We start from the raw sequence: 25,621 nt of genomic DNA, 5'->3' as shown, positions 1-25,621 counted from the left end.
GATTGTTTTAATCAAAAATCGAGTATTGATGCTACTTAATGCGCCTTGTATTATTAAGTCTCAAATAGGCAGAAAATTTATTAGATTCTAAAAACAACGATTTATGTCACAATCTGACTAAATAATCAAGTTTTCATTGAAAATTGAAAACCTTTCTAAAATCGAAGCCTATTGTAAAAATTTCTGGGAGGTATTTTAGTTATGAAGAAGAAAAAAATCAACAACCTAGCATTACTCGGCTTGTCTGCAACCTTAGCACTTTCATCTCAATTACCAACAGTTTCTCATGCTGTATCTAAGGATTCAGATAATCAGCGTCCAACTCTTTCTCAATCAGAAAAAGTTGTTAGTACTGTAAAGAAAAATAATAAATCTGCAGGGGCTTTTGATGTTGGTCAAAAACAATTTTCTGAAAACCAACTTGTTATCCGATATACTTCGCCAATTACTGAAAGTGAACATGCCAAATCTGGCGGTAGACTAATTAAAAGAATATCTTCATTAGGCTATGATGTGATTGAAGTAAAGAATGTAGGAGAACTTGAAAAAGTAGTCCAAGCCTACGCGAAGCTACCAAAAGTTACTTCAATCTCTAAAAGTGCTCTTTTTAAAAGGCTAGGAACTGTAGATCTAAAAACCTCTGAAATGTACCATCTAAAAAATCTTAATGTTGAAAAAGCCCAAAAGTTAGCGGGTAAAAACAAAATTCGAGTCGGAGTTATTGATACTGGTATTGATACAAAACACCCTGAACTAGTAAATAAAGTAGTCGCTAACAAAAATGCGATGAACCCTATCAAAAAAGGAATACCAGATTCTCATGGTACTCATGTTTCAGGGATCATAGCTGCTGAAAAAAATAACGGTATCGGCGGTTACGGGATTGCACCAAATTCTCAAATTATTTCAATCGACGTATTTAACAAATCTGATTTTGGTACTGACTATGTTATCGCTGAAGGTATTTTAGAGGCAATTAAACAAAAAGTTGACGTTATCAATATGAGCCTAGGTTCTTATAGTCCATCACCTATCGTAAGAGATGCGGTAAAAAAAGCAATTGATAAAGGAATTGTAATCGTCGCTGCAGCGGGTAACTCTGGGGTGGAAAATATAGAATATCCAGCATCCTATGATGGAGTCATAAGCGTTGGTGCAACAGATAAGAACAATAAAATAACTAAATTTTCAACATACGGTCCATCTGTTGATGTAACAGCGCCCGGGGATAACATATACTCGACGGTCTACTCCCCTGATAAAGGATCAACTTTTGTACATATGAGCGGTACATCTATGGCAGCTCCTATGGTAACTGGTGCCGTTTCACTATTATTATCTAAATATCCTAAACTTACACCTTATCAAGTAAACTATATTTTAACTCAAACGGCGAAAGATTTAGGGGAAAAAGGATATGATGCAAAATATGGTTACGGTATGATCGACCTTGTTAAACTTCTTTCTTTCGATCCTAAGAAGATACCAGCTCAATCAGTTATTAAGGATGATCAAATTTTAGATAAAGCAAAACCGCTGACTCTATCATCGGAAACATCAGTTACTGGTGCTTTGCAAAAAATTGAACAAATAGATTATTACAAGTTTGATGTGGAAAAGAATCAAAATATCCAAATAAGCCTTCAAGGAGCAAGCCAATATGATTTGAAATACGAATTACAATTCTATCCAGAAGGAGCAAGGAAACCTGAGTATACTCTAGAAGTTAATGATCGAAAGGCAGGAAAGGCTGAAGGTTCTTACTTCAAAGCTCCCAAAAAAGGAACAATTGTAATAGCTTTAAAGGACTCCTTTGGGCAATACAATGAAGACGGAAAATCTACCTACTCACTTTCTGTAAGTCGTAAAGATTTACTTCACGATGATGGAAATACTTTGGAAAGGCCCTTTGTTATCGACTCTCTTCCATATAAAACATCACTCTCGAATTATTATACAGATGAATTAACAACTTCATTAGCGTCTAGACAAGAAGATCCTATACCTGGCGATTCTGATTTTTATCGATTTAAGGTACCCGGAAATATAGGTGATCCAGAAAAAGTATTAAAATTCCATGTATCTGCTGTCGAAGGTATAGATCCATCTTTTAGGCTACATATGGTTAATAAAGTTGTAAACGAGGATGGTACAACCTCTGAAAGTATTAATGTTGTTGATCAATTTAAAGTTAAAGGTTACGGTGAATCAAAGACAGCTTCAATGACTGCACTTCCTGGAATGGAATATATTTTTGAAGTAACAAACAAGCCTTTACTAAGTGAATACGATCAACTAATCGGAAAAGAGATTGATTTTACACGAAGCTATACTTCTCAAAAGCCATATCAAGTTGACATTGATATCAAAGATATTTCACAGGATGAAGATAATTTTCGACAAGTTGGAAAAGTAAGCGTAAATATGGAATCAAAAGAAAATGGGATTAATAAATTCAAGGAAATTTACGATAAATTCACGAATATGGACTACCAATATCATAAAGGAACTAGTTATTTTGATCTTATTAAAGATAAAGCGATTCCTCTTGAATTAGATAAAGCACAGAAAGGTTATTTTCAGTACAGAGGAGATGAAGATTGGTTTAAGTTTACTCCAAAAGATAACTCTGTTTTTGAAATGAAATTTACGAATAAAGAGGGATATAATGTTCCAATTGCCCTTGTACATAAGTACAGTGACCGAATAAATGATCTTGATTCAATATACTCAAGTTTGGATACGAATTCGGTCGATGGTACAGGATTGAAGGGGAATAATTCATTCAATATTGGCCTAAAAAAAGGTGAAACCTATTATATCCTATTGAATGATTCATCCTATAGATCAAGCTTTGACCCGTATGAATTCAAAATTTCTACTGCATTTAAAAACACAAATGATAATTTTGAGCATAACGATACATTTGAAACAGCTAAGAAGATAACTACTAAACCTATAGTAAGCAACTTATCATCTATTGGTGATATTGATACATTCTATTTCAAGCCAAATAAAACAAGTATTTACAGTGCAATTGAACAACCAGGTTCACTTCCTATTAAATATAATAGCGCTCATACAGAATTGAAAAGAGAGCTTGATTCTGTGTTCTTTATTTATGAGGATACGAATGGAAATCAGAAACTTGAAGAAAAAGAGAAAGAAAACGTTTCGATTGTAGATTTTTCATACGATAATCAACCTGAAATCAGTTCCTTCCGAGCGAAAAAAGGAAGCGGCTACTTCTTTAAAATACAAAACTACTTTGATAGAGAAACAAATCTAACACCATATACGTTTACAGTAAAAGAAGTAGTAACGAAAGATGAAGATGCTGGTTCTATTGTAAAAAACAATGTACCAACTAAACCAATCTCTTTAAAGTTCCAGTCCGGTAAGTTTTCAAATGTTGGCTTTATAAACATGACAAACAACATAGGCGATGCTGACTATTACAAACTAGTTCAAAAAAGTGATGGCAACAAAACAATAAAGTTAGAAGTCCCATTTGACCTTGACGGAGTCGTGACAGTTTACAATTCAAAAGGAAAACAAGTCGCTTTTTCTGACTTTTACAGCAATGGAGACAATGAAATCTTTAATGTTAATCTCAAAAAAGGAAACTACTATATTAAAGTTGAAGATTTTAACGGAAATGCAAGCGCAATGCCTTATAAATTGATTATTAATTAATTAAAAAAGTGGTTGGCATATACGCCAACCACTTTTTTGTTAGTATTCAATTTCCACTCTTATCTTCACTTCTATTGTACTGTCGAAAAAGGACATTGAATTCTTAACTACACTTATATTTCCTGATCTTCTTCTCTTAAAAACTTTATTTTTGCATCTAGTAAACTTATTGTCATTTTAGAATATTCCAAACCGTACTCAATTGTTATTTTCTTATATTTATCAGTATCAGGTGAATTTGTTTGCACTTCTAATAAACTTTCTAATTCTTGTTTTAGATGCTTTTTTTCGTTTTCCATCCATTTAATAATATTTTCTTTTTTTGTAAATTTCCCAAAAAATAAACGAATTAAAAAATCTGACCTCATTATTGTTGGATTTATAGGACTTTCCATATACGTATTAAAAACTTCTTTTCCTTTATTTGTAATCACATATAAATTCTTATTCGGTTTCCCTTCTTGTTGAATAATTTCCTTTTTTACATACCCTTCTTTCTCCATTCTTTTTAGAGCTGGATAAATTGCTCCAAAAGATGCATCAAAAAAATGTGCGACAGATACCTCCATTATCCGTTTAATATCGTAACCGCTCATTGGTTCTTCTAATAAAAATCCCAGAATAACATTTTGTATGTTCATTTTTTACACCTCTATTTTTTCTGCACTTTATATATTTCAAAGTTTATTTATACCAATATTATATAGTTATAACTTTCCCTTTCCTTTTTTCCCTTTGAATGGTTACTAGTATTAAGGTAATTGCAAAAATAACCATTAATATCTTACAAAGCATAATTATTTCATGATAAATGGATGAACCTCCAGTAACAAGTTTCATTATACCTTCAACTGCATATGTTGCAGGTAAAAAGTTACTTACAGTCTGATAAAAACTTGACAATAACTCTCTCGGTATAGTTGTACCAGATGATAAAAGTTGAATAGATAACATAGCAATATTAACCCATCCACCTGCATCGCTCACAATAAAAAATGGAATTTGGGCTAAAAATAAGAAAGTTAGCACATATATTATTTGAAAAAACCACATTGTAAAAAAACCTTGATCTGAATGTACACCCATTAAGTTAACCATAATAGTTCCAAAAGTAGAGATTAATATAGCAGCCGTAAATATTAAAAGAACTCTTGTCCCAAATCTTTGCCAACGATTATATAAAATCTTATAAGGTTTAAACGCTTTATTCATTTCTAAAATAAATAACATTGCCCCAGTAAAAGATGCCATTACTAACATCATTGGAACCATCAATTTTGAAAAATTTGAAACTTTATTAATATTATTAACAACAGGATGTACACGATCTGAGAGACCTTGTACTAACTCATTAGCTGTATAAGAAGGTACTTCCATTTGTTCAAAAGTATTTTGTAATCCCGACTTCACCATTTCTTTATTAATCGTACTAGTTACATTATTTTGTACTATTTGCATTACACCTTTTAACATACTTGGGTTTGATTCATTTAAAGAATATATAATTTTTGCCTTTTCGTTATTTTGAAGCGTTTCAGTAAAATCTTCAGGTAAATGGATAACCATTTGAACTTTACGATCATCCAACTTTTTCATTGCACTTTTTATATCCGACAATTGCGTAACTTTAAATTTTAAGTTTTCTTCCAAACTATTTGCTATTTGATCACCAATTTTAGAGTCACTATTTACAATAATAATTTTAAATTTATTAATTCGATCAGTAACATGATCGTAACCTGTAAGCCAGATAATGCTAAATAGAACTTGAAATATTATTGCTGTTATTAAACCAATCATAACGCTTTGTGTTTTTATTATGGATAAATATAAATGTTTCAATTTATTATCCCCCTCTTTTATACATATATCGCCTAAAACTATATTAACATTATTTATATTAACAATATTAATATAAACAATGTTAGTGTTATCGTCAATCAAAATAAATTAATTTATTTTGAAAAACAAAAAGTGCGTTAATCCATATTGGATTAACGCTTTATACTGAACTACCCCAAAAATAGAAAAAGAACCATTCACAAAAATATGAATGGTTCTTTTTTATAGACTATTTATTGGCATTAAGCATTCATAAACATCATTTTTTAGTGAAAGCTCCATTACCATACATTTACTAAACGGATTATTGAAATCTCCAAGTTCATAACCAGGCTTAAATTCAAAAATATATTTTTGATCTTCTTCTACAATATATTTTTTATTTTCGATTGTTAAGCACAGTGTCGGCTTACTGACTAAATTTTTCGGAAGATTTTTTTGGTTTAATTTGAACATTTTTTCCATTAGAAATATTAATAGATCCCACTATAATTGCATTTCTATATTCTGTAATAACGTGGTATTGATTATCCTGATAGATTAGTTCGGGCAAGATTTTATGAGTTCTTTCGGAGCGATATTGTCTGAAAGTTTTGGCTTGTAACCATATCTTACATAAAAGACAATAAAAATAATTTTTCTCATTTATTGCTTCAATTTCGTATCTTTTTAATCACTTTTGGTAAATGTTTCAACCTTTTGTGCCCGAGCATTGACCAGTTCCTCTTGTAAGACTTTAATTAGATTCTCTATTGCTTCTTCATTAGAATTCGGGAGTTCATTATAAAATATTGTATTTTTGTGCACCTGTTTTTCAACTCTATTGCGAAGATTTTCTATTAAAGAAGATATTACTTTAGTTTTGTTTGTACCATTTTGTTTGCAATACTTTGTAAACAAATTAGATAGTTCAGGATCTAGGTTTATTTCAATTCGATCTATCTTTTTCAATTTCTTTTCTTTTATATTTTTTCTAAGACATTCATTACCCTATTTCCTCCCCCTAAATTATAAAGATGATCTAAAATCCGGAAGAAGCATAGGTCAATAAATTTTAAAAAAAGAAATGCAGTCAGTTTAATGCATGAGGTTATAAAACAATTTTATTTTTGTATTACAGTGCTATTTCTTTTATGAGTAATATGTTTTTTTTACTATAATACGCAACGTGTTTTTTAACGGAGATTTTTTGTACGGTTTTTTTTAAATCTTGTCCGTGAAATTGTCCGCACTTTTTTTATTTATATTTAATTCTATTTAAATTAAAATAAGAAAACCTTGAATTTACAAGGTTTTTTCCATCATATTTTCTCTACTAAAACAGCCGTACCATATGCGACAATTTCACTCATGTTTTGCCCTATTTCACCTGAATCAAAGCGCATCATGATAATTGCATTTGCATCCATTTCACTCGCATTTTTAGTCATTCGATCCATTGCTTCTTTTCTCGCATCCTCAAGCATTGCAGTGTATTGTTTGATTTCTCCACCAACAAGACTTTTTAGACCAGCTAAAATATCGCCACCTAGTCCCCTACTACGTACAATTACTCCAAATACAGGTCCTTTTACTTCAACTAGTTTATACCCTTCAATGTTTTCAGTTGTAACTACGATCATATTGTTCACCTCAAAATTTTTATTCTTTACACAAATATATTTATCCAATTTTGTGTATGTATTTTCAATCCCATTTTTAAACTTCATTAGTTAAAAATGGAAAATTTGAAACGTATAATGTATTAATTCTATGTAATAGGTTTAATCCCTTTTTACTAAAGTGAAATTCATTTTCTTAGAAAATTATTATTCGTTAATATTTCCAAGACTGATTTTTCTACTTCAATTGATGCCTTGTCATTTACATCAATAAATTTAGTGTTAAACTGCTTATACCACTCTTTTTCATATTGATATAATTTCATATTTTGGTCAAATGAACCTCTTCTTTTTGACAAATCATTTTGTTTTCTTCTTTCAAGAGTTTCAAATTCAGCATCTAAATAAATAATTAAATCAGATCTGCATTTTCTAAGTTGATTTAATTCATCTTTTAAATAATATTCTATATCCCATGAATAACCGTTTGCGATCGGAAAAAAGAGCGTATAGAATTCGATATCTTCTGGTCCACGATCAAAAAGAATATTTTCATTAAAAAAATGATTAAATCCCTTAATTTCAGCTTCAATAAATAATTGCTGATTTTTTATAAACCCCTCTATTGTATGTATATCAAGTTTTAAATTATTCCTATTTTGAACAATAGGATAAGGATTTTCATAGATTACTTGAAAATTTTTTAATTGATTTTCTAATCTTTTCGCAAGTGTTGTTTTTCCACCAGCCATTGGGCCTTGGATCGATATAATCTTACTCATTTTACCACCTACTCACTTTTCGACAATACAATCTTATTTCATCATAATATTTTCTTCTTTTAATTACCACCAAATAGTAAATTGGACTATAATAATGTTATATGATTATTTTTATTTAAAGTTACATAAGGAGAATTTATGCTTAGAATTTTCATCATAATCGGGGGCGTACTATTATTATTATTTATTCTTTACGGACCAATCCCGAGTTTACTAACACGTTTATTTAAATTTTTTTCAATACATACAGTTTCAATTAATAATCAAAAACGAATTGCTTTAACATTTGATGATGGTCCACATCCAGTTTATACGAATTTACTTTTAGATTTACTCCAAAGTCATTCGATTAAAGCAACTTTTTTTGTATTAGGTTCAGAGGCAGAAAAGTATCCTACGATCATTAAAAGAATACATAAAGATGGTCACATAATTGGAATACACAATTATAAACATAAATGTAATTGGTTTCTCAGTCCAAAACAATTAAAAAATCAAATAGAAAAGACTGCAAGTATTATTAAGAAAATAACGAACAGTGATCCAGTTTATTATCGACCACCTTGGGGGTTAGTTTCACTGCCTCTCCTATTTCAGAAAAAGCTTAAAATTATTTTATGGTCTGTAATGGCAAATGATTGGAGTAGTAAAAAAGGAAGTGAAGGCATTTATACTCTTTTGTTAAATCAAACAAAACCAGGAGCAATTATTTTATTACATGATAATGGAGATACATTTGGTGCAGATGAGGATGCGCCTATTCATACAATAAAAGCATTAGAGAGATTTATTGAACATTGTTTACAAAACCAATATCAATTTGTTAGAATTGATCATTAGCTAATTAAACCCAAACACCACAAGGAAACTCAATACCTTGTGGTGTTTTTACGTATTCATAAAGTTATTAGTCATTAAACTTTTAAGAAATTGAACTAAAAATATCATTGACAATTAATTGTGAACTAAATCCTTTATTTAATGCAGTTAAAGATGATTTCATTTGTTCTAAATGATTTGATTTGAAAAGAATTCGATTAATATAAAAAGTTAATTCATTTAACGACTTAACTGTAACTGAAGCCCCCGCATTTTCAAATATTCGGGAATTCTCTTTTTCTTGACCTGGTGTTGGTTTATATAGGATAGTCGGTAAATTACATGCAATACATTCTGATAATGTAATACCACCAGGCTTCGTAATTAAGAGATCAGATATTTTATACAAATTACGTATATTATTTACGTAGCCAAATACTTGCAGTCGATCTTTGTATTCTTCATTTAACTTACTTAATTTATTATAAAGTATATGATTATAGCCACAAACAACTGCTACTTTAAGTTTTGTTTCAGCAAGTAACTGCTTGGCCATTTTTTCTACATCCTTTAATAATCCAACTGCCCCAGCAACTATTAAGATTTGATCGTTGGATTTCGATTTACTTGTACCTTCATTTAAAAAATCTATTTCTTTAAATTCTTGGCGAAGAGGTATACCAGATACAAATATTTTCGATAAAGAAACGCCTAAATTCACCATTTGATGTATTAATCCTTCCGTCGCTATATAATAGCGATCGATTTCATTATGAATCCATGAACGGTGAATATAATAGTCGGTTACAACTGTATATAATTTACAAGGATGTGAAGAGTATTTTTTCCATTTTGCTACAGACCCAACTGGAAATGTAGTAATGATAATATCTGGCTTCTCTTTTTGAAGAATACTTTTTATATTCTTTCCGCATAATTCTAAAAGCCTGTCAAAAATGACTGTACTGAATAATTTCTCTGTCCCATAAAAGAACCATTTATAAATTGTTTGGGCATGTTGGAATAATTGCAAATGAATATTTTTTGCAAATACATTTATAGTTGGATATGCTTCTTCATATATATCAATTATTGTTACATCGTTAAAGTTAATATGTTCAAACTCACTTTTTAACGCTTTAGATACTTCTTTATGCCCATTTCCAAAACTCGATGTAACGACAAGTATTTTAGGCTGCAATACCATACTAATCAACCTCTCAGAATAGACAAATTAATTAAACGAATGTATGAATTAACATTGAGATTACAACTGCAAATGAAAGATAGTAATGCCAGTTTTTATCTTTTCGTTTATATCTTAAAAAACCGAATATTCCTAATGGGATAAGGAGCAAATAAGTTATAACACCTGAAATATAAACAGCATCTGTTTTCCATTCAAAAAAAGTCATAATCACAGAGTGTACTGTAATTAAAGCAAAAGTAATTAACGAGATTGGGACATGTATTAACTTGCACCATTTCAATAATCTAGCTAAGTATTTCTTAAATTGTTTTTTGTCATTTAATTTTTTAAATCTAATTAAAAAATATAGTGGAAAGAGAATAAATGCCGCAAATACACCTATTCTTCCAAGGGAACCTTTATCTTTCGCATACATTTTTAAAGGATTTATTTTATGAAAACCTTGTTGTATTCCATTTTGTATATGTGGTCCTATATTCGTTAATAATTCAGTTCGATGCGAGACTTTCCACTCAGCAATGATGAAAATAATGATCGAAATTGCTAATGCTATATAAATTAATTTTCTCTCAGATTTATTTTTTATCCAATTACTAATCATTTTGATTTGTTCCTTTTAAATTTTGAAAAAATATTAGAAAATACATTATCCATTTTCGCCTCCCTTTATATACAACTAATGTACAAAATAAAAGTGAAAATTTAATGAAAATAGTATTATGTTTTCCTAAAATTGATTAATTTGTTTGGATTCAATTTATTTTTTCTTAATAAATTTTCTAATGACATCGATTAATATTGGAATGATTGATACGAAAATGATCCCAATCGTTAATATGCCAAAATGATTTTTAACAAAAGGAATATTACCAAAAAAGTAACCAATCGATACCATTAGTCCAACCCAAAGCGTCGCTCCGAAAATGTTATATGAAATAAATTTTGAATAGTTCATTTCACCGATCCCGGCTACAAACGGAGCAAAAGTTCTAACAATCGGAATAAACCTTGCTAATACAATAAATTTAGGACCTTTTTGTTTATAAAAGTTTTCAGTTTCATGAATGTATTTAGTATTTATTTTTTTACTCTTACTTAATTTACTACCGAATTTCTTACCTATAAAATAATTTAAAGAATCACCTAAACTAGCTGCGACTATGAAAAGGATTAATAATCCAAAAAAGTTTAATAAATGTAAGGAAGCAAGTGCACCTGCTGTAAAAATTAATGAATCTCCTGGTAAAAATGGTGTCACAACAAGACCCGTTTCCAATAAAATAACCAAAAATAAGATGAAATAAGTTATTGCCCCATAATTGTTCACAAAGGTTAATAAATGTTGATCTAAATGCAATATGAGATCAATAATATTTTTAATAATCTCCATATAACTCTAACTCCCTTAAAAATCATTCTCTATATGTTTGTCTTAATTTGAAATAAATTTGAAATCGGAATTTTAATTTTAAAACTGCTTCCCTTACCGAATTCGCTATTAACAATAATTTCTCCATTTAAAGACTCTATAATCGATTTTGCAATCGATAAACCGAGTCCAGTATTCCCTTCATCTCTTGACCTATGCTCTTCTATTCGATAAAACCGATTAAATATTTTCTCTTGTAGCTCTTTTGGAATTCCAATACCATTATCATTTATTTCATAATAGAAATAGTTTGCTTTTTTTTCTGATTTTACGTAGTAATTTAACGAAATGGTATGGTCCTCATTTGAATATTTAATTGCATTATCAACAAAGATATTAATCAATTGTTTTAAACTTTCTTGATTTGTTTTAACAATAAATTTTTCTTCATTTAATAGCTTGATTATTTGTTTTTTTTCTGATGCTTTATATTGCCATGCTTTTTGAATTTGTTCCGAAAAGGCATCGATTCTAAATTCTTCTCTATTTACTTTGGCGATTTGTTTGTGATCAAGTCTTGCTAGAAAAAGTAATTGATGGACTAGATTACGTGTATCACTTAATTCCTTTTTTAAATCTGATAAGGTTTCTTTTCCAAAATCAGATAGGCGATCTTGTTCAACGCTTAATACATCAATACCGGCTTGTAATACAGATAACGGTGTTCTTAGTTCATGTGAAGCATTTTCCACGAATTCTTGCTGTTCTTTATAAGACGCAATAATTGGTTCCATTGCCTGATTTGTAATTTTCTTGCCGAAGTAGTACGCCATAAAACAAAAGATAATTGAAAGTAAAAATGAGATACTGATAAACTGCTTTATTAAATAAATTACTGACGATAAATCTTTACCACTATAGATTGTACCGAGGTAATGATTTGATGAATCATAAACCTTTTCTGCAGCAATCATTAAATTTAGTTCTTCTTTATCATGAGGATCAATTCGTTTAATAACGACTTTATTATGAATAGGATTAATCTGTTTTAAAACTTTTTCTATATCCTTTGTATACCCGGGTGCTGTTTCATCATAGATTTCATATCGGTTATTTTTATTTAAAAAATAATTAAAATAAACATTTTTACGTTTATGTTTTCTTTGAGCAATGTCATCATTTGGACCTTGAGATGCAGCATTCATTTTTACTTCTTTTATTTCTTGCTTTAATACTGTAATTAGATCACTCTTTTGGTCTAAGTAAATGTAAAACGACAATACAATTCCTACTGAAATATTAAATAAAATAATGAAAATCATTAAAATTCTAAGATTGAAAAATGTTAATCGCTTGCTAATTTGTTGAAATAATGAGATCTCATTTTTCGATTGTATATCCAACACCTCTAACACTCTTTATATAAGTTTTCTGATTTGGCGGATCAATTTTTTTTCTAAGATTTTTTACATACGCTTCAACAGCATTACTTGTTACTTCTGATTCAATTCCCCAAACTCTCTCAAAAATAACTTCTCTAGTAAGCACGATCCCTCTATTTTTTACTAATAAATCAAATAGTTGTAATTCTCTTTGCGTTAAAATTATTTGTTCATTGCCTCTACTTAAACTAAAATTTGTCCGATTATATGTTAAGTCTTCAATCGTGATGATTTCATCTTGAAGTGGCGCAAAATTTCTTCGATTAAGTACTTTAATTCTTGCGGAAAGCTCACTAAAATCAAATGGTTTGATTAAATAGTCATCCGCTCCAGCTTCTAATCCTTCAACACGGTGATTAATACTATCTCTCGCTGTTAACATTAAGATAGGACCTTTAAATCCATCTCTTCTAAGCTTTTTGCATATTTCTAAACCACTAATTTCTGGTAACATCCAGTCCAAAATAAGTAAATCAAAATCATAGTGATTAGCTAATTCCAATGCTTGCTTCCCATTAGTAGTCCATTCAATTTGAAATGGAGTTTGTGTTTTTAATAAATGGGTTGTCATTTTTCCTAATTTTTGATCGTCTTCAGCAAATAAAATTTTCAAAAGATGTCTCCTCTATTAAGTTCTTAATCAGGAACTTAATTTCTTTTTCATATTATTTGGTAACTTTTTTATTATTCTTTCATATATTTTCAATAATATTTTCATTAATGGTTCCGTTAATGTTGATGTTTTTATAACAACAATTGCAACTATACCAGCCAAAATAAATGCACCAATTATATCAAATGGATAATGTACTCCAACAAAGATTCTTGAAATACCAACTAAGATCGCCCAAACAAATGAAATCAAACCTAATCGATCTTTTCTAAACAATAAAATAAGCGCAGTAGAAAATACTAATGTCCCGTGATCACTTACAAAAGATGAGTCGGATGAGTGTGAAATCAGTTTCGTCACATGGTGATTAACGAATGGTCGTGCGTGGTAATAAAATTGATGGATAATAAAGTTACCACCTAGTGCTAAAATAAGTGTTAAAACGATATAAAAAGCTGTATACTTACGTTCGCTACCTTTTTGAATCCATAAATAACATAAAAGTCCTATTACGATTAAAATGGCAGATTTAGATAAAAATATCATTACATTATCTAATGCAGGCCAAATGCCTGCAAAACTATTTATTAATTTAAATATTGAGTAGTTCATTAAATTTCCTCCATTTTTTTGATCGGAAATTATTATATAAAAGTTTTATGAAAAATTGATGAAAATTTAATTGGGATTTTCTATTACAAATAAAAAAAGACCTATTGAAAAATAGATCCTTTTAACTGAGAGTGCAGTTATTCAAACAATTTAAGTCTGTATTTCTACTCCGCAATCGAACAGAAATTAAAAATTGTAGTTTAGGAAACAACGATTCACTATTTTTTATTATTTACCCTACATCTGTTTTTATAATCGTTCTTCAATAACATGTTTATAAATAACTTCAGCTAATTCTTTTTCTACTTCAAATCTTGAATCTTCAGATAAATCAAACTGACTTCCGTTCAAAATAAAAATAATGCCGAATTGTTTTTCTACATTCCAGTATAAATTGCTGATTAATCCGTAAGCTTCACCCGCATGGCCAATCATTTCTTTGTAACCCGGTAAGAAGTCATGGCTAATATGAAATCCAAGCCCCATTTTACTATAGAAGTGATTATTTTCTTCTCTAGACCATTGAATTGATGTCATTAATTTTGACGGTTTTTGTCCAAGTATTTGTTGTCCATTTAAACTCCCATTTAACATATGTGCCCGTAAAAATTTACTTAATTCAACTGCGGATGCCCTTAGTCCACCTTGAGGTTCAAATAATCCTCCATGATTACCGATGATGTATTGATCCCAATGAGTTTTCGAATAGCCACTCTGCCTAACATCGTCAATTGATACTTTATATTCGTTTGTATCTTTATTTTTTTCATATATATTTGATAGTTCATGGCTTTTATTAAAATTAGAATATGAAAAAGCTACATTCTTCATTTCTAGAGGTTCAAAAATATTTTTTTTGATATATTGGTCAAAGCGTATATTAGTGACTTTTTCAATAATTGCACCGCATATGATCGCACCAATATTTGAATACATCCATTGATCTCCTGGTTCCCAATCCCCCCATATTTCTTTCGTAAAATACTTTCCATTTTCATCTAATAATTCAGTAAGCTGTAAAGAAAAATTTGAATGTCCATCTTTAATGTATTTAGCATATACACTATTTGAAGCATCGTCTGAGTTAAGTGAAGATGTATGAGTTAAAATTTGTTTCAACGTAATATAAGAATTAGGGAATTTAGGATTTCTTACTTTAAAACCTAAATACTGACTAATATCTTGATTTAAATCGATTAGTTTTTTTTCGACTAATTGCATTATTGCAGTAGCAGTAAAAAGTTTTGAAATAGAAGCAATTCGAAACATCGTATTTTCTGTAACTAATTCTTTTGTTTCTAAATTACGATAACCATAAGCATCAGACCAAATCAGTTTATCTTTTAAAACCGCAGTAGCTTGACACCCGACAATATTAAATTTATCCATTATTAATTGAATTTCTTTTGATAAAATTTTATTTTTATGTTGTTTAATTTTGTTTTGCATTTTAACCTCTCCAATCTATAAATTTCAAGTGAATTTCATGTAAAATACTGTAAATTTTTTATGTAAAAAATTTTTTTTAAATGAAGCGTTTTCAAAGTTATTTTAATATTGTAATAGTCCTTACCTGTTGCTAAAATGAATCATAGAAAATGGAATTAAGGGGATAGAATGGATGATTTTGCTCGAGGTTTTTGTTTATGCAGGGATTATAGCTGCTAGCATTTCTGGTACTTTGGTTGGTATTCAAAAGAAATTGGACTTATTCGGTGTTGTTTTTTTAGCAGCTTGTACTGCGCTTGGCGGAGGGTTAATTCGTGATATTATTTTAGGTCAAACGGTACCGAATGCTTTCGCAAAACCTCAATACTTTATCGTAAGTACAGTCGTTTCAATTGTAACATGGTTATTTTATCAACGAACAATGCAGTTCCAATCAACTTTAATCATTACTGATGCAATTGGTCTAGGTGTTTTTACTGCTGTTGGTTCATATTCGGCAATTGATCATGGTTTAAAAGGTTCTTTTTTAATTATTTCGATGGGTTTAATCACTGGAATTGGTGGTGGAATTATGCGAGATGTATTCGCAAGAGAAATTCCATTTGTATTCCGAAAAGAAATTTATGCAATTGCAGCAATTATTGGCTCGATAACAATTTTGTTTACACATGGTGAATTTACTAAACTGCAATCTTTGTATATTTGTTTTCTAATTACAACCGCAATTAGAATTATCGCTGTACGATACAAAGTGAACTTTCCTATTAGAAATGTAAATGATAATTTACTTTAAGCTTAACAAAGATGTTAAGCTATTTTTAATGGTCCTAACCAATCATTGATTAGGACCATTTTTATTACTTAGAAACACTATTTGATTCTATGTATTCTTTATATAAAATTTCTTTTTGTACATATTCTTGTAATTCATCAATTACTTCAGCTACTTTTGCAAAAGCTTCAGGCTTCACAACTGTATCATTTTCAAAATCAACTGGATCTAACACTAGTTGTTTTGGTAATGCATTTCCATATACACCACGAATTACAGTTCTCATACTATTTAAAGCGTTTATACCACCTTTTCCACCACCAGCTACTGCTAATAATGAAATTGGCTTTTTCTTAAATGGCTCAGAGCCTAATAACTCAACTAGATTTTTTAAAGCTCCACTCATCGCATTATTGTACTCTGGTGTACAAATAACGATTCCATCAGCTTTAACTAGTAATTCTCTAATAGCTTTAACTGCTTCTATTTCTTTTTGTTCAGCTTCCCCGTTATAAAGAGGAACTTGTTCAAATGCTAAATCTAAATTTGTAAAATTATTAGAGTCTGCGATTTGTTTTGCTAAGAATCTAGTTCGACCATTTGCTCTAGGTGAACCATTTACTACTACGATATTCATTTAAATTCCCCTCACTATTTAAAATAGTTGTCACTTAATTGACAATTTATTACCAATAATACTTTAAAACTACAAATTATAGTATAAATGAAATCTATTTATTTGCCTAATAATTTAAACAGAATTTAATGAAAACTTCGATTTTAAAACTCTTAAAAGGCTTGGGAAATCTATCTATTATGAACTTATTATGCATAAGGAATTATTAGCTTCCTGGCTTTTTACTTACTCATGAACTCTTTAGGAGTATGTAAATTTCATCTTTCTCGCATTTTAGTTCCTCATGAACATCCTATGAGGAAGTATATCTCATCTTCTTGCCTTTTTACTTCCTCATGATCACTCTATAAGGAAGTATATCTCATCTTCTTGCCTTTTTACTTCCTCATGAACACCCTATGAAGAAGTATATCTCATCTTCTTGCCTTTTTACTTCCTCGTGAACACCCTATGAGAAACTATGTCTCATCTTCTTCCCTTTTTACTTCCTCATGAATACTCTATGAGGAAGTTAATCTCATCTTTTTGACATGTTACTTCTTCATGAACACCCTATGAGGAAGGTATATCCATATCTATGATTAATTCGATTGATATAACACTAAAGTTTAGTATATACTTATTTGACAGAATATTGAAATTACATATGAAATGGATGTGATACATATTGGGGAATAAGGCGGTAAATAAAAAGGCGACAATTAGTATCATTATTGCAATGGCTACTTTTGGAACAGTAGGTTTTGTCGCTCCTAAAACAGGCCTAAAAGCCATTGATTTAGTTTTTATTCGATGTGTTTTTGCAAGTATTTTTTTATTTTCTGTTTGGTATTTTTCAGGGATAGCTAAAAAAGAAATATTTAATAAAAAAGATATAACTCTTTCATTATTTAGTGGGATCCTATTAGTTTTGAATTGGATATTTTTATTTAAATCATTTGAAAATTTATCAGTTACAATTTCAGTTTCAATTTATTACTTAGCTCCCGTTATTTTATTCTTATTTGGTAGTTTAATTTATAAAGAAAAAATCACGGTAGTTCCTTTACTTGGAGTTTTAAGTAGTTTTATCGGCTCAATTCTTTTATCCGGTATTAATTCTGATTTTACACTTGATAAATTTCTTTCGTCTGGTGTCATTTGGGCATTTCTTGCTGCTATCTTTTATGGATTATTAATGATTGTGAATAAAGGGATTACACAAACAAGTTCATATTTTACGACATTACTTCAGACAACATTAGGGTTTCTACTTTTAATTCCTTTTGTTAAATTTGATTCATTTCAAAACTTGCATTTTGAAAACTGGAGTTTTATTTTAATTATTGGATTTGTTCATACAGGCATTATTTATGCATTATTCTTTGGTAATATTCGATTTTTACCTTCTAATATGATTGCTGTATTAACATTTTTAGATCCTGCAGTGGCCATTGTGTTAGATACAGTCATAACAGGTTTTAAACCAACACCAACCCAAGTAGTTGGAATTTTTATGACATTTTTAGGTATCGCTTTAATATTGCTACTGAATTCACCGAAAAAGGTGTCGCAAAATTCAAATGAAAAAATTGCAAATTAACGATTCATTCAGTTAAAAACAACTTTAACTTTCATTGTCAAACTATACTAAAAGGACTATAATGAAGTCATAAAGAATATACTAAAAAGGGATGTGCTGCGAACACACCCCTTCCGAGTAGTAATTGGTAAAGTTGCTTTCCTCGGATCAAGTGAAGAAATAATCACCACAACCATTTCGAGGGGTAGGGTGGTTATTTTTTTTTGCTAATAGAAATGATAATACCGATTATGCTTAAGATTACAGTTGCAGTTATTCCAACACATTGAATAATTAAATTTGCAATCTCATAACCAGTCACATTCTCACCTCCCTTCTTAGCGAAGAAAGGCACCTACCACAACTCTACTCTACCTAATTTTACCATAAGTATATTCAAAACACCAGAATGTATGTTCTGTTTTTAAGATATTTAATTACAATCCATTTCGTCAGTAACATTACCTCCACTGCATTTTTTAAACTTAATAAGGGTACTAGAATGATGAGTTAATGAAAATCCATCATTCCTGAAGAACGGTCAATTAAAAACAAGTTTACATAATAATTTCAAATATATAAAAAAGAACACTTGTTTTAAGTGCTCCCTAATTTCTGCTATTCATTATTAAGTGTAAAATTCCATATAAGATGGCTATTATCATTCCAATGATAAAAGCAACGCGAAATCGCTAGAATGTAATATAAGCTTATATTTCGAAATACCATTTTTTTAATTCTTCTATTTTTTCACTTACTTTCTTTAGTAATGGATTCTTTTCTTGAGTGGCTGCCGTTTCTAATAACAGTTGTTGATCTTGTTTTCTTTGTTCTCTCCATTCTTCTATCAGTAAGCTAGTTTGCTTTTCTCGTTGCTTTAATACTTCTTTATGTTGTAGATCCATCTTTTTAGAAAGTCTTTCTTCCATTTCATTCATAAGTTTTTCAATTGCTTGCAGCTGGTGTTCATTGTTTATCTGTATTAAGTGCTCTGTTAAGTTTAAAGACTTTTCTTCAACTATCATGTCAGTATGAGGTATTATTCTATTGGTTTGCTCTTTTATCATTCTCGCAGACTTCTCTAACGTCATACCATCATGCTTACTTAATTCAATTAGTTTTTCGAAGATCAAGACATCATAATTTGAATATTGTCGATGTCCTCTACTATTCTTCTTGATTGTATAACCAACATTCTCTAAGATGTCCTGATACTTTCTAAAGGTGCTTGGTTTCAACTCCAACTGCTCTCTTATTTGAGTACTAGTTAATATTACATCTCCGTCTATCATGCCCCTCACACTCCTTACAATGCTTATATTCTATACTGGCATGCTATCTCCTTTTTGCATTGAAAAAGGTTTTTTGAAAGAGAAAGATTTAATGAGTGAATAAATGAATTTTTATAAAAGAGGACCACTACTTAAGTGTGATTCTCTATTTAATTTCTTCTATTGTAATTTATTAAAAGTAACGTATTTAAAATATACAGTAAATTCAATATCAGCAGTGTTCTCTGATTTTTATATTGTGTAAAGGCATGCTTAAGATAAACCAATAATATCAAAGTAGCTCTGAACATTTGTATGTATGTTATCTTTATATAATCTTGAAAAAACCATTGTTCTAATTTACAGTTCTATTTTTATACAAATGAAATGATATAATAGTTTCTTTATTTATAAAAGAAATATAATAAAAAACTCATTTGTATTTTTAACAAATGAGTTTTCAGATCAAATTATGATGTAAAATACTATATTTTAGTTTAAAAGATATGTCATCAAGAATATTACAAATACTGTTAAACCCGATGAAATTTTTAAGTTCCTACCTAAGTTTAAATGATTCATCATATCTCCTACTTTCAATTAAAATATTATTATTTTAAAAATATATTTTTAGAAAATTCGTTTTTTGCTACAGAATAATCATACAAAGTATTCTGTTTTATTTCCATGTATAAAGTGTGAACATTATTCTATGAAAATTTCCCAACAATTTTACCTGTTATATTGACACATATATTTTTAGCAACAAAATAAAAAACTCATTTCAAAACGATCTTTGAAAATGAGTTTTTTTTATTGTTAATTATTTTGAATTAAACATTGATAAACTGCCATCATATCACGTTTATTTAGTTCTCTAATACGATTAAATATCGGTATATCCATAACTTCCTCAGTTAGTTGGTTTTCAGGAACTATTTCACTTACTTTACCAGTGAGCCATGCTTGAACCGCAATGCCCTCAACTAGCTGTTGGCGTCCACTCTCATTGATTCCACTAGCTAAACAGCTAACACAAGGTATTGTTAATTTATATACTCCGTCATGTAAATTATCTTCAGAAATTACTTTCTTTCCTTTACAGAACGGACAAGGGTTACTTGCTTTTACTTTATTAATTAGTGTAACGATTTTTTTATATCCAAATGCTTCATAAACATATGTTAGTTTTTTGAATTTACCATTCGTAAAATATTTGTCTATAATGTCTTCTCTAGTCTCAAATATATCTTTAAAATCAGTTATCGTTATTAAGTTTTTATTGCTTACTTCTTCAATATTCGTCTTAACACGCTCCCAGAACGGTAGTGCATTTTGTAATACAACTTCATATCCAACGAAACTTGCCTGTTTTATTTCTAACATTTTTAAAGCAACCTGTTGTTCTCGAGAAAGTAAAGAAACTTCTACTGTTAATGCTGTCTCTCCACCAACAATTGATTTTATTTCTTCTAAGACTGTTAACTGTCCAACTGTTTTAATTACTTGATCGACAGGTTGATTGATGATTTCACGAATATTTAATTTGCCAAACATTAGTTTTTTGTGGTGGTTTAAAACTGTGCCTTCGCAAATAGGACATATAATTTGCTCTTTTGAAGCCTTCATTTGTTCTTTGATAGCCGATTTTGAAATTGACATATATCGTCCAATAATCGTATTAAAGCCTTCCCATAATCTTTGTGTCTTTCCAGCTTTATCATAAAAAGTTTTTTCATAGTAACCATATAAAAAAGTATGCTTTTCTGCATCTGACATCTCATTAAAACTTTTGCTAATGTCTTGGCCAAGTTCATTTTTTATTTCATCAAAGAGGAATTGTATTTTAGGATATTGGTAATATTTTAAAACTTCCATTACATCTGAATGTAATAAACCTTCCCAAAAAGATACTGTTTTATCTTGAATGACTACATCAATATTAAACTTCTCAATTACTCTACGGCCAGAACAGGATGGACAATGATTTTCTTGGCTATAAAAGTCAAAACTTCTTGTATCCTTATTAGTCGGATGTGAAGCAACGATTTGATTGATTAGTCCGCCTATTTCATATAAAAATGTATATTGACTGTATAAATGTCTTTCTAAATCAATTGCAATAACAGGAAGAATAGCATCAGATTCATATTCTCCATAAATAAGTCGTGCCATCGATGATAGACTTTTTAATATTCCACCTTTATAAATGTTTTCTGCATTTTTGAAATAATTTATATTATTTTCTTGTATATATTGAACTCCCTTTTGTATTTTAAGTGATGATGAAATTTGCGCCTGTGGCTTTTCATGATCCTGTTTTATCTGATTAAAATAGTCATCATGATTTACAACATCGAGATGTTCAACGGGAGCAATTTTTCTTTTTCCAAAATCAACAATATAATCCGAGCTTTCTAACATGTAAGCATTGTGTTCAATCATCATAATAGAGATTGATTCATCTTTTAGAATTTCTCGAACACTATCGATAAATTGATTTAATATATTTTGTGATAATCCTTTTGAGGGCTCATCAAAAATGAATAATGTATGAGGGTTTCTTGTATTAGAAAATAGTTCAGAAACTAAATGTACACATTGAAATTCACCAGTTGATAGTGTTTGTGTTTTTCTCTCAAGAGTAAGATACCCAAGCCCAAGTTTGATTAATAAGCTTAATCGCTTATGTGCAATGTCTTCGTTCGGTAGTTCTTCAATGATATCCTCGATTGAACGTAGGAAAATATCATCTATTTCTTCGCTATATTTTGTTAACTTTCTCTTTATATCTAGGAAAGTAGCAACTGTTGATCGACTCGTAATCGATTGGTTCCGATCCTGACCTACCATCACCAATTTATCTTTTGGGTATCGTTTTACAAAGTCTTTTGACATACATTCATTTACTAGAGTAGATTTACCACATCCAGATTCGCCAGTAAATGTTACTAGTCTATTTTTAGGGATCTGTATTTCTTGAATTTGGATATTTCGACAATGAAGATCCTTAAACTCATAGAACTCATTTGGTAAAGTCTCGTTTCTTTCCCAATAAATTGGTTTAGGTCGTGGAGATTCTTCAACAATTTTCCCGCCATATTTGCCACTTCCAGGTCCAAAAAATACTTGATCATCTGTTACATCCAGTACAGTATCAGAATGGTCAATTAACCATATTTGATTTTTAAATCCTAATTCTTTTATCTCGTCTAATATTCTATTTAAAGTATCTTGATCAAGTCCTACCGAAATTTCATCGATGATAATAACAGTATTTTCACTAGTTGCCATAAATTCTGCTAAATAAAGTCGAGTTATTTCTCCACCTGATAATGTTCCAGTAATTCGATTTAGTGATAAATAGCCAATATTCATTTTGATTATATTGTTTAGTAAATGTTGTTTAGCTTCACTTATTTGTAATTCTTCTGCTAGTGATAAGATTGTTTCTACACTTAAGTTATTAATATCCGAAATAGAATGTGGACGATTAAATAACTCAATTGTATATTCTTCAATTTTTTGATTATAACGGTTTCCTTTACACTTTTTACATTCAATATTTTTTGTAATTCCGCGGCCTTTACAATCCGGACACCAGCCTAATTCATTATTAAATGAAAAAACTTCTGGAGAAAGATTAAACTTTTCTGCAATGCTTACACGAATGTCTTTAAAAACACCTGTATGTGTTCCAAGTGTTGAACGTGGATTAGTAGAAATGGATGATTTGCCTAGGAAAAGTACTAATGGCATTTCTTCCATCTTAATCGCACTAAAATTTGTTTCCATTATATTTGGGAATAAATATTGATATTCAGCTTTTGGAAGTAATGATACTAGACGTTTTTTTGACTCCTCACCAATTGTTTGACAAAAAGTAGTTTTGCCAGAGCCAGATAATCCAGCAATTCCCAATGACTGATTCTCAGGTAAAATTGCATCTAATTTATTAATATTATTTGCAATTAATTGACTTATTTTCAAATTCTTATCCTCTCTTGTCTCGTAAAATTTGAATAAATTATGTATGCTCTTTCCTTATATGACCTTTAATTTATGCAATTATACTTACAATCAATATTTTACCAATTTAAGACAATCCAAGCTATAGAACGGGAATGATAAAATGATTTATATTTGAGGGATTTCACAAAATTATCAAAAAACGAAATTTAATTTCTTTATTTTTTGTATTTTTCTGAAATTTCATTTCAAAAATTATAGACAATACTTTCCATTTTTGGTAGTTTTATATTATGTAAGCGCTACTAATTTAATAGAAAGTAAGGTGGAACACTAATGAAGGAAAGAAAACTTGGTAAATATGCGATTGCTGCTACAGTAGGTGCATCTCTATTATTTCAACAAATTCAAAATGTTCATGCTGAAACTACTTCACAGTACTCAGTCCCGCCTAAGCATGAGCTGCGAGCAGCTTGGATTGCTTCAGTTACAAATATAGATTGGCCATCTGCTACTGGCTTGTCTGAAATGCAACAAAAATCGGAGTTTATTAAACTATTAGATGATGTGGAAAAGATGGGAATGAATTCAGTTGTTGTACAAATTAAGCCGACCGCCGATGCTTTTTATCCTTCTGAATATGGCCCATGGTCGAAATACTTAACTGGTACACAAGGTAAGAATCCAGGCTATGATCCTCTTGCATTTATGGTTGAAGAAGCTCATAAACGAAATATTGAATTTCATGCTTGGTTCAATCCATACCGAATTACAATGCCAAGAACAGCACCAGGAGATGCAACTTTAGAGGATTTAAATACTTTAGCAGAAAACCATCCTGCAAGAAAACATCCTGAATGGGTAATCCCATATGGAAAGCAATTATATTTTGACCCAGGTAATCCTGATGCACGTCAATTTATTATTGATGGGATTATGGAAGTTGTAAAAAAATATGATATTGATGCAGTCCATTTGGATGATTATTTTTATCCATATCGTATCGCAGGTCAAGAATTTCCTGATCAATCTTCGTACGAAAAATATGGTAAACAAAAGTTTGCTAATATTGAAGATTGGCGACGAGACAATGTAGATCAGTTCGTAAAAGTTCTTCATAATTCAATAAAGAAAGAAAAATCTTATGTCAAATTTGGGATTAGTCCTTTTGGGGTATGGAGAAATATCGCAAAAGACCCTACTGGTTCAAATACAACAGCTGGTCAAACAAATTACGATGATTTATTTGCTGATACAAGAGAATGGATTAATAAAGAGTACATTGACTATATTACACCTCAAATCTATTGGAATATAGGATTTGAAGCCGCTGCATACGATACGCTTGCAAATTGGTGGACGAAGGAAGTAAAAGGTAAGAATGTTGATTTATATATTGGACAAGCCGATTACAAAATTAATGCCAACAATGAGGCATGGGCTCTACCTGACGAATTACCAAAACAAATTGCCTTAAATCGTACAATTCCAGAAATCAAAGGTAGTATGCATTTTTCAATTAAAGACTTAAATCGAAATCCACTTGGTATTAAGGACCGTTTAAGCCAGGACTTATATAGAACAAAGGCATTAATTCCTTCAATGCCGTGGTTAGATGACCAAGCTCCAAAGAAACCAAAATTCGAAAACGCTTCTCGTACAAAAGATGGAATCCAACTTACATTGAATACTCACCCTAATGATCAAGATGTTTCATATTATGTTGTATACCGTTTTGATGGATTACATAAAGATAGCATTGATGATCCAAGAAACATCTTAACTACCGTTCGTAAATCAGAAAATGGCAAAACAACATTTATAGATACAACGGCAAATATAGATAAAGATTACACGTATGAAATAACGGCTGTCGATCGACTTCATAATGAAAGTAAAGAAAGTAATCAAATAAAGGTCAAAGCTAGTAAGAAATAGATAAAAAAAAGAGCTTCCGATTTTTTGCTGGAAGCTCT

The 25,621-nt window shown here is 30.0% G+C and carries 21 protein-coding genes; 5 read left to right on the top strand and 16 right to left on the bottom strand.

Annotated elements, in window-relative coordinates:
• Nucleotides 1-201: 201 nt before the first annotated feature.
• A complete protein-coding gene (locus ABEY15_RS16300) occupies nt 202-3,696 on the top strand; it encodes a S8 family serine peptidase (protein ID WP_429891203.1) in 3,495 nt (1,164 codons plus the stop codon).
• 113 nt (nt 3,697-3,809) lie between these two features.
• Here the strand turns inward: ABEY15_RS16300 and ABEY15_RS16295 are convergent, their stop codons facing one another.
• From ABEY15_RS16295 to ABEY15_RS16270, 6 genes are all read right to left on the bottom strand, one after another.
• Nucleotides 3,810-4,337 carry a PadR family transcriptional regulator gene (locus ABEY15_RS16295; RefSeq protein WP_429891202.1) on the bottom strand — a complete coding sequence of 176 codons (528 nt, stop codon included), beginning with the start codon at nt 4,335-4,337 and terminating at the stop codon, nt 3,810-3,812.
• Nucleotides 4,338-4,395: 58 nt separating this feature from the next.
• Entirely contained in the window at nt 4,396-5,538 is a 1,143-nt protein-coding gene (locus ABEY15_RS16290) for a YhgE/Pip domain-containing protein (RefSeq protein ID WP_429891201.1), read from the bottom strand.
• A gap of 222 nt (nt 5,539-5,760) precedes the next feature.
• Complete coding sequence (locus ABEY15_RS16285; RefSeq protein ID WP_429891200.1) at nt 5,761-6,003, bottom strand: hypothetical protein; 243 nt, start codon at nt 6,001-6,003, stop codon at nt 5,761-5,763.
• 204 nt (nt 6,004-6,207) lie between these two features.
• Nucleotides 6,208-6,489 (bottom strand): hypothetical protein, encoded by a 282-nt coding sequence (locus ABEY15_RS16280; protein ID WP_429891199.1) that lies wholly within the window; start codon nt 6,487-6,489, stop codon nt 6,208-6,210.
• A 350-nt stretch (nt 6,490-6,839) separates the two neighbouring features.
• A complete protein-coding gene (locus tag ABEY15_RS16275; protein WP_097977451.1) occupies nt 6,840-7,160 on the bottom strand; it encodes a YbjQ family protein in 321 nt (106 codons plus the stop codon).
• A gap of 167 nt (nt 7,161-7,327) precedes the next feature.
• Complete coding sequence (locus tag ABEY15_RS16270) at nt 7,328-7,921, bottom strand: AAA family ATPase (RefSeq protein ID WP_429891198.1); 594 nt, start codon at nt 7,919-7,921, stop codon at nt 7,328-7,330.
• Nucleotides 7,922-8,059: 138 nt separating this feature from the next.
• Here ABEY15_RS16270 and ABEY15_RS16265 point away from each other — a divergent pair, with 138 nt between their 5' ends.
• Complete coding sequence (locus ABEY15_RS16265; RefSeq protein WP_429891197.1) at nt 8,060-8,761, top strand: polysaccharide deacetylase family protein; 702 nt, start codon at nt 8,060-8,062, stop codon at nt 8,759-8,761.
• Between the two features lie 82 nt (nt 8,762-8,843).
• On the opposite strand, the gene ABEY15_RS16260 is transcribed toward ABEY15_RS16265, so the two are convergent.
• From ABEY15_RS16260 to ABEY15_RS16230, 7 genes are all read right to left on the bottom strand, one after another.
• Nucleotides 8,844-9,947 (bottom strand): MGDG synthase family glycosyltransferase, encoded by a 1,104-nt coding sequence (locus ABEY15_RS16260; RefSeq protein WP_429891196.1) that lies wholly within the window; start codon nt 9,945-9,947, stop codon nt 8,844-8,846.
• 31 nt (nt 9,948-9,978) lie between these two features.
• On the bottom strand, nt 9,979-10,551 hold the full coding sequence (locus tag ABEY15_RS16255) for a hypothetical protein (protein WP_429891195.1): 573 nt from the start codon (nt 10,549-10,551) through the stop codon (nt 9,979-9,981).
• Nucleotides 10,552-10,707: 156 nt separating this feature from the next.
• The gene (locus tag ABEY15_RS16250) at nt 10,708-11,340 is read right to left on the bottom strand and encodes a VTT domain-containing protein (protein WP_429891194.1); all 633 of its coding nucleotides are present in this window, start codon (nt 11,338-11,340) and stop codon (nt 10,708-10,710) included.
• A 29-nt stretch (nt 11,341-11,369) separates the two neighbouring features.
• Nucleotides 11,370-12,599 carry a sensor histidine kinase gene (locus ABEY15_RS16245; RefSeq protein WP_429891193.1) on the bottom strand — a complete coding sequence of 410 codons (1,230 nt, stop codon included), beginning with the start codon at nt 12,597-12,599 and terminating at the stop codon, nt 11,370-11,372.
• Nucleotides 12,600-12,699: 100 nt separating this feature from the next.
• Nucleotides 12,700-13,374: a response regulator transcription factor gene (locus tag ABEY15_RS16240; RefSeq protein ID WP_429891192.1), complete on the bottom strand. Its 675-nt coding sequence runs from the start codon at nt 13,372-13,374 to the stop codon at nt 12,700-12,702.
• Nucleotides 13,375-13,401: 27 nt separating this feature from the next.
• Nucleotides 13,402-13,986, bottom strand: coding sequence for a phosphatase PAP2 family protein (locus ABEY15_RS16235; RefSeq protein ID WP_429891191.1), 585 nt, complete (start codon nt 13,984-13,986; stop codon nt 13,402-13,404).
• 249 nt (nt 13,987-14,235) lie between these two features.
• Nucleotides 14,236-15,435 carry a serine hydrolase domain-containing protein gene (locus ABEY15_RS16230; protein ID WP_429891190.1) on the bottom strand — a complete coding sequence of 400 codons (1,200 nt, stop codon included), beginning with the start codon at nt 15,433-15,435 and terminating at the stop codon, nt 14,236-14,238.
• Between the two features lie 172 nt (nt 15,436-15,607).
• Here ABEY15_RS16230 and ABEY15_RS16225 point away from each other — a divergent pair, with 172 nt between their 5' ends.
• Complete coding sequence (locus ABEY15_RS16225; RefSeq protein ID WP_069032588.1) at nt 15,608-16,228, top strand: trimeric intracellular cation channel family protein; 621 nt, start codon at nt 15,608-15,610, stop codon at nt 16,226-16,228.
• 64 nt (nt 16,229-16,292) lie between these two features.
• On the opposite strand, the gene ABEY15_RS16220 is transcribed toward ABEY15_RS16225, so the two are convergent.
• Nucleotides 16,293-16,844 carry an NADPH-dependent FMN reductase gene (locus ABEY15_RS16220; protein ID WP_429891189.1) on the bottom strand — a complete coding sequence of 184 codons (552 nt, stop codon included), beginning with the start codon at nt 16,842-16,844 and terminating at the stop codon, nt 16,293-16,295.
• A gap of 667 nt (nt 16,845-17,511) precedes the next feature.
• Here ABEY15_RS16220 and ABEY15_RS16215 point away from each other — a divergent pair.
• On the top strand, nt 17,512-18,426 hold the full coding sequence (locus tag ABEY15_RS16215; RefSeq protein WP_429891188.1) for a DMT family transporter: 915 nt from the start codon (nt 17,512-17,514) through the stop codon (nt 18,424-18,426).
• A gap of 689 nt (nt 18,427-19,115) precedes the next feature.
• On the opposite strand, the gene ABEY15_RS16210 is transcribed toward ABEY15_RS16215, so the two are convergent.
• Both ABEY15_RS16210 and ABEY15_RS16205 read right to left on the bottom strand, forming a co-directional pair.
• Nucleotides 19,116-19,697, bottom strand: coding sequence for a MerR family transcriptional regulator (locus ABEY15_RS16210; RefSeq protein WP_429891187.1), 582 nt, complete (start codon nt 19,695-19,697; stop codon nt 19,116-19,118).
• A gap of 798 nt (nt 19,698-20,495) precedes the next feature.
• Entirely contained in the window at nt 20,496-23,666 is a 3,171-nt protein-coding gene (locus ABEY15_RS16205) for an ATP-binding cassette domain-containing protein (RefSeq protein WP_429891186.1), read from the bottom strand.
• A 315-nt stretch (nt 23,667-23,981) separates the two neighbouring features.
• On the opposite strand from ABEY15_RS16205, the gene ABEY15_RS16200 reads away from it, so the two are divergent.
• The gene (locus tag ABEY15_RS16200) at nt 23,982-25,583 is read left to right on the top strand and encodes a glycoside hydrolase family 10 protein (protein WP_429891185.1); all 1,602 of its coding nucleotides are present in this window, start codon (nt 23,982-23,984) and stop codon (nt 25,581-25,583) included.
• The last annotated feature ends 38 nt before the right edge of the window (nt 25,584-25,621 follow it).

The organism is Gottfriedia acidiceleris (assembly GCF_050457485.1).
GTDB classification, from domain to species: Bacteria; Bacillota; Bacilli; order Bacillales; family Bacillaceae_G; genus Gottfriedia; species Gottfriedia acidiceleris_D.
The sequence above is the reverse complement of the archived record's forward strand: the minus strand, read 5'-3'. Positions and strand labels throughout refer to the sequence as shown.